General features: G+C 28.7%; 4 protein-coding genes and 1 pseudogene. All 5 read right to left on the reverse strand.

Annotated features, from left to right (window positions below; all coding sequences use genetic code 11):
* A pseudogene (locus tag QOR43_RS08480) lies at nucleotides 1-243 on the reverse strand (RNA-guided endonuclease TnpB family protein); the annotation flags it as partial.
* 99 nt (nucleotides 244-342) lie between these two features.
* Nucleotides 343-948: a DUF502 domain-containing protein gene (locus QOR43_RS08485; protein WP_265135069.1), complete on the reverse strand. Its 606-nt coding sequence runs from the start codon at nucleotides 946-948 to the stop codon at nucleotides 343-345.
* Nucleotides 945-1,781 carry an SDH family Clp fold serine proteinase gene (locus tag QOR43_RS08490; RefSeq protein WP_265135068.1) on the reverse strand — a complete coding sequence of 279 codons (837 nt, stop codon included), beginning with the start codon at nucleotides 1,779-1,781 and terminating at the stop codon, nucleotides 945-947. Before QOR43_RS08490 ends, QOR43_RS08485 begins: the two co-directional genes overlap by 4 nt.
* Before the next feature lies 1 nt (nucleotide 1,782).
* Entirely contained in the window at nucleotides 1,783-2,445 is a 663-nt protein-coding gene (locus QOR43_RS08495; protein ID WP_265135067.1) for a dUTP diphosphatase, read from the reverse strand.
* An 8-nt stretch (nucleotides 2,446-2,453) separates the two neighbouring features.
* Nucleotides 2,454-4,037, reverse strand: coding sequence for a glycoside hydrolase family 57 protein (locus QOR43_RS08500; RefSeq protein ID WP_265135066.1), 1,584 nt, complete (start codon nucleotides 4,035-4,037; stop codon nucleotides 2,454-2,456).
* Nucleotides 4,038-4,452: the final 415 nt, after the last annotated feature.

Consider the following 4,452-nt stretch of genomic DNA (forward strand, 5'->3'; position numbering starts at 1 on the left):
TCCTGTTAGTTCTAAAGAATTTCTATATACTCTTGATGGTATCCATTTTTCTTCATTTTTTATATCTTTTTTGAGGATGGTTAATGCTTTTCCTGCTTGTTTTAATTTATTTAATGTTTCATTGTTCCATAGGTTATTTATCCAGTTATTAATCTTTCTTTTGTTTATAGAGATTAGATAATCTAAATATGGATATATGCTTTGTGGTAGGGTTAGGCTGTATGATAGGATTATGCTACTCATTTTAATTAAACCTTATTTTTGATGCTTAACTAATTCTTAATAATTTTCTCATATTAATAATTGTAGAATAAATATAATTAAAAAATCAAGGTGCTGTTGTTAGCCCATTTCTTTATATTCTTTAATTAATTTGATTTGTTTTTTAACTGCCAAACCACCAGATATAATTGTTCTCATAGCTTCATCAACACTCAAATCTGTGAGTATAACATCCTCTTTTTTTACTATAATTAGATGCCCACCGGTAGGGTTTATTCCAAATGGTATAAATACTATATAATAATCAATATTACATATTTTTAGTTCATTAGATATAAATCCTATGGCAAAATTGCCTTCTCTTGGGAATTGAACTAAAACAGTTTTAGAAAAGCTTTCTTTTTTTGCAAATAAAGTTTCCATTGTTTGTTTTGTAGCAGAATAGATAGACCTTACAACAGGTATTTTTCCGATAAAACTATCCCACAAATCAAGCAATTTTTTACCGGCGTAATTTTGACCAAGTAATCCAAGAATTAAAATAACTAAAATAGTTATAATAATACCTATACCCGGAATATCCGGAATAGGCAAACCTGCTTCCCTTAAATATGGAAGTATTAAATTATTTACAGAAGATAAAACTGTTTTTATTATCCAAAATGTTACTACAATAGGTATTAAAACAAATAATCCAGTTATAAATATAGTTCTTAATTTTTTCATCTTTTAAATTCCTTACTATAAGGTTGAGGTATATATTGAACAGATGGAATACCTGAAGGTTGAGGATATAAATCCATTAAAGCATAAACTTCTTCCGGCATATCTGTAGATATATTTAAACCAAGTTCTTTCAAATAATTAACTGTTAAAGGATAGTCATGAGTCCATTTTCCCTGAGATAATTCTGTTGCTATAAAATCAGCTTTTTCTTCAGAAAATCCTTTTTTCATTAAAATATGTTTTACCGTATCATGCATCTGTTTTAATGCTTTTTTACTCATATCTATTTTTACCAATGTTTGGTCATCTATATCCTTTGGCTCTTTTAATTGTTCTATTTTTACTATAGATGCAGCCGGCTCTTGACCAAGTTGTGGGTCAACAGGGCCTAAAACAGCAAAATGATCCATAACTATCTCATCTGCTGCCAATGCTATAAGTGTTCCTCCTGACATTGCATAGTGAGGCACTATAACTCTAACCTTTGCTTTATGTTCTGCTAAAGCATTTGCAATTTGTGTAGCAGCAAGAGCAAGTCCACCGGGAGTATGTATTATAAAATCAATAGGCATATTAGAAGGTGTAAGTCTTATAGCTCTAAGCACAGCTTCAGAATCTTCTATTGTTATCATTCTCATAAAGAAAAATCCAAATAAAGACCTACTTTCTTGCCTATGTATTAATGTTATTACCCTTGAGTTGTTTTTTGCTTCTATAGATTTTATAATCCTCTCCCTTGCCCATTGTAGAGTCTGAGCCTGTATTAAAGGAAATAAAAACATAAAGATAAATAAAAGCCAAAATAACTGATAAATAAAACCTACGCTTTCCATTTTACTCCTCCTTTAAAATCTTCCGGAGCTTTTCTTCTACTAATCTTATATCTTTTGTTTCTTCAAGTAATTTCATCAGATACTCATTATCTTCCATACCATTAATCACTTTTTTATAACTTCCATCTTTATATCCAAGTTCTTGTCTTAGATGGTTTAAAAGATTTTTTCCAATATATAAATTAAAAAGTTTTTCAAAGGTTATGCTATTTTTAACTAAAACTCCAAACCAAAATAGAACAGATTTTATATCTTCTCTCAATGCATACTCTGCAACCCTTTCAAATAAAAATATGATAAGATGACTTTTATCAAGATTTTCAGTATATTTAAGTTCAAAATATTTATTTGCTAAATATCCGTCAATATTGCTGTCTTTAAAATCTTCATTTAAGCCTTTATAAAAATTATCCACTTCTACATTTTCTTTTAAAACCAATGATAATATAAAATGCCATATATCAACTATCTCTATATTAACATTATCCCAGTTTGGTTCTACTTTTTTCCACCATTTCCAGGGAAGACTTTCTACTGCTTCGGCAGATTCAAGCCATATAGCCCTATAAAAATCTTCCGATTTTCTTATCTCTCTCCAGTTTTCATTTATTCGTTTATTTAATTTATCTTGAAGTTCTAAGCATTCTTGAATTTCTTTTATCATATTACCTCTCAAAAATCTGTTTTATAATTTAAATCCGGAAAAATAGAGTTTTTATGTTCTAACCATTTTATAATATCTATATCAAAATTTGAAGAAGATAACATATTATCAAGGGTCAAAAAATTATGAATATGTTCTTTTGTTCTTTTTGTAGCATATTCCTTAGCTGTTTTTGTCGTTATTAAAAATGCCCAATCACTACTTTGAGCAAGCAATAATTCTCTAAGCATCTGATTTAAAACTCTTATTTTTATGTTATCTGTTTCATCTTTATAAATCTCTTTGAGTTTTAACATTCTATCTGCCATATAATGAAGATGTTTGTATATCCAATCATTTCCTTCATTTAACCAAACTTCAAAATATCCTTTATCTCCCCATGAAGATGGAGATGGTCTAACAATCTGATTTTCTTTATAAATTTCAAGATATTCAGAAGGAGTTATAGGTTTTATCTGTTTAAATTTATCTAATGCTTTAAACAGATGATATAAAAATTCAGGTCCTTCAAACCACCAATGCCCAAAAAGTTCTGCATCATAAGGTGAAACTATCAATGGCTTTCTATCCATAAATTTAGATAAATATTCTATCTGTTTTTCCCTTGAAAAATGAAAATGCAAAGCATGTTCTTCTGCTTTTAGATAGGCATTTTCCGGTATATATGGCTCTTTCTCTCCAAGGTCAACATTTCCGGTTATTTTATAATATTTAATTCCGGTGTATACTCTGTGTCCATCAGGAGATATAAAATCTTTTATATAATCAAAATCAAGGTCAAATCCTATATCCCTGTAAAAATCTCTATAATTAAAATCTCCCGGATAACCTTCTTTTGAACTCCAGACCTGTTTTGAAGATTCTGGGTCTCTTCCAAAAGCTGCTATACCTTCTTTTGTATAGATAGGAGCAAATACACCATATATAGGTGCCGGTTTTCCATATATAATCCCGTGTGAATCTAAAAAGAAATACTCTATGTCATATTTTTTTAATATTTTATCTAATCCATCGTAATAAGCACATTCTGCAAGCCATATACCTTTTGGTTTTTCTCCAAAATATTTTTGATAATTTTTGACAGCTATCTTTATTTGAGCTTCTACTGCATTTTGATTTATAGATAATAAAGGTAAAAAACCATGGGTAGCATTACAGGTAATAATTTCAATATAACCTTTTTCTCTGAAATATCTATATCCATTCAAAACATTCTGTTCTAAAAAGCCATAGAAAAAATCTTTTATTTTTAAAAATCTTTCGTTATAAAACTTTGCCAATTTATTAAACTGAATATCATCTTTTGTTCTTGATATCTCTTTTTCTGTAAGAATAATCATTTTGTCAAGATATTTTTTAAATTTTTCCATCAAAAGATTATCAGAAAGCATCTCTGCAAGTGGTGGTGTTATTGAAGTAGTCAATCTAAAATATATATCTTCTTCTTCAAGCTGTTTAAATTTCATAAGCAGTGGAATATAGACTTCTACAATAGCTTCAAATAACCAATGCTCTTCTAAGAAATAATCATACTCCGGATGTTTTACAAAAGGAAGATGGGAATGCAGAACAGGCATCCAAAAACCTTTCATTATAGACCCCCTTTTTTGTTTATGAATAGATATAATTAATTTTAACATATAATTTTCCGGATATTAAATTTTAAAAAGGGAAGCCTCATTGTGAGGCTCCAAATTAGGGGGAGGGAGGGGGAGGGAGGGATATGAGAATATAATTATATATTAATTTTTTAATTTTTGCAACTTTTGGGGGAGAGTGTTTAAAAATTCGCTAACACTTGACAGACAATCAGTTGGTTAACATATTATCTAATCATTGTTTACCAATGTTAAAAAACTGGTAAAAGTTAGAGGTTATGAAGATGAAAAGAAAAGTTTCTAAGCATAAAATTTTAAAAATAGCATCTAAATATTTAAATGAACTACATAATATAATAACTGAAAAAGAAAAAAAGAGAGGAAGACCTAAAAAATATGACGATAAAAT

The sequence above is a fragment of the Venenivibrio stagnispumantis genome (genome assembly GCF_900182795.1).
Lineage (GTDB): Bacteria > Aquificota > Aquificia > Aquificales > Hydrogenothermaceae > Venenivibrio > Venenivibrio stagnispumantis.

What these genes read in the sequence shown, in the direction of transcription:
- QOR43_RS08485 (WP_265135069.1), bottom strand. Translation starts at nt 948, where the DNA reads ATGAAAAAATTAAGAACTATATTTATAACTGGATTATTTGTTTTAATA.
- QOR43_RS08490 (WP_265135068.1), bottom strand. Translation starts at nt 1,781, where the DNA reads ATGGAAAGCGTAGGTTTTATTTATCAGTTATTTTGGCTTTTATTTATC.
- QOR43_RS08495 (WP_265135067.1), bottom strand. Translation starts at nt 2,445, where the DNA reads ATGATAAAAGAAATTCAAGAATGCTTAGAACTTCAAGATAAATTAAAT.
- QOR43_RS08500 (WP_265135066.1), bottom strand. Translation starts at nt 4,037, where the DNA reads ATGAAAGGTTTTTGGATGCCTGTTCTGCATTCCCATCTTCCTTTTGTA.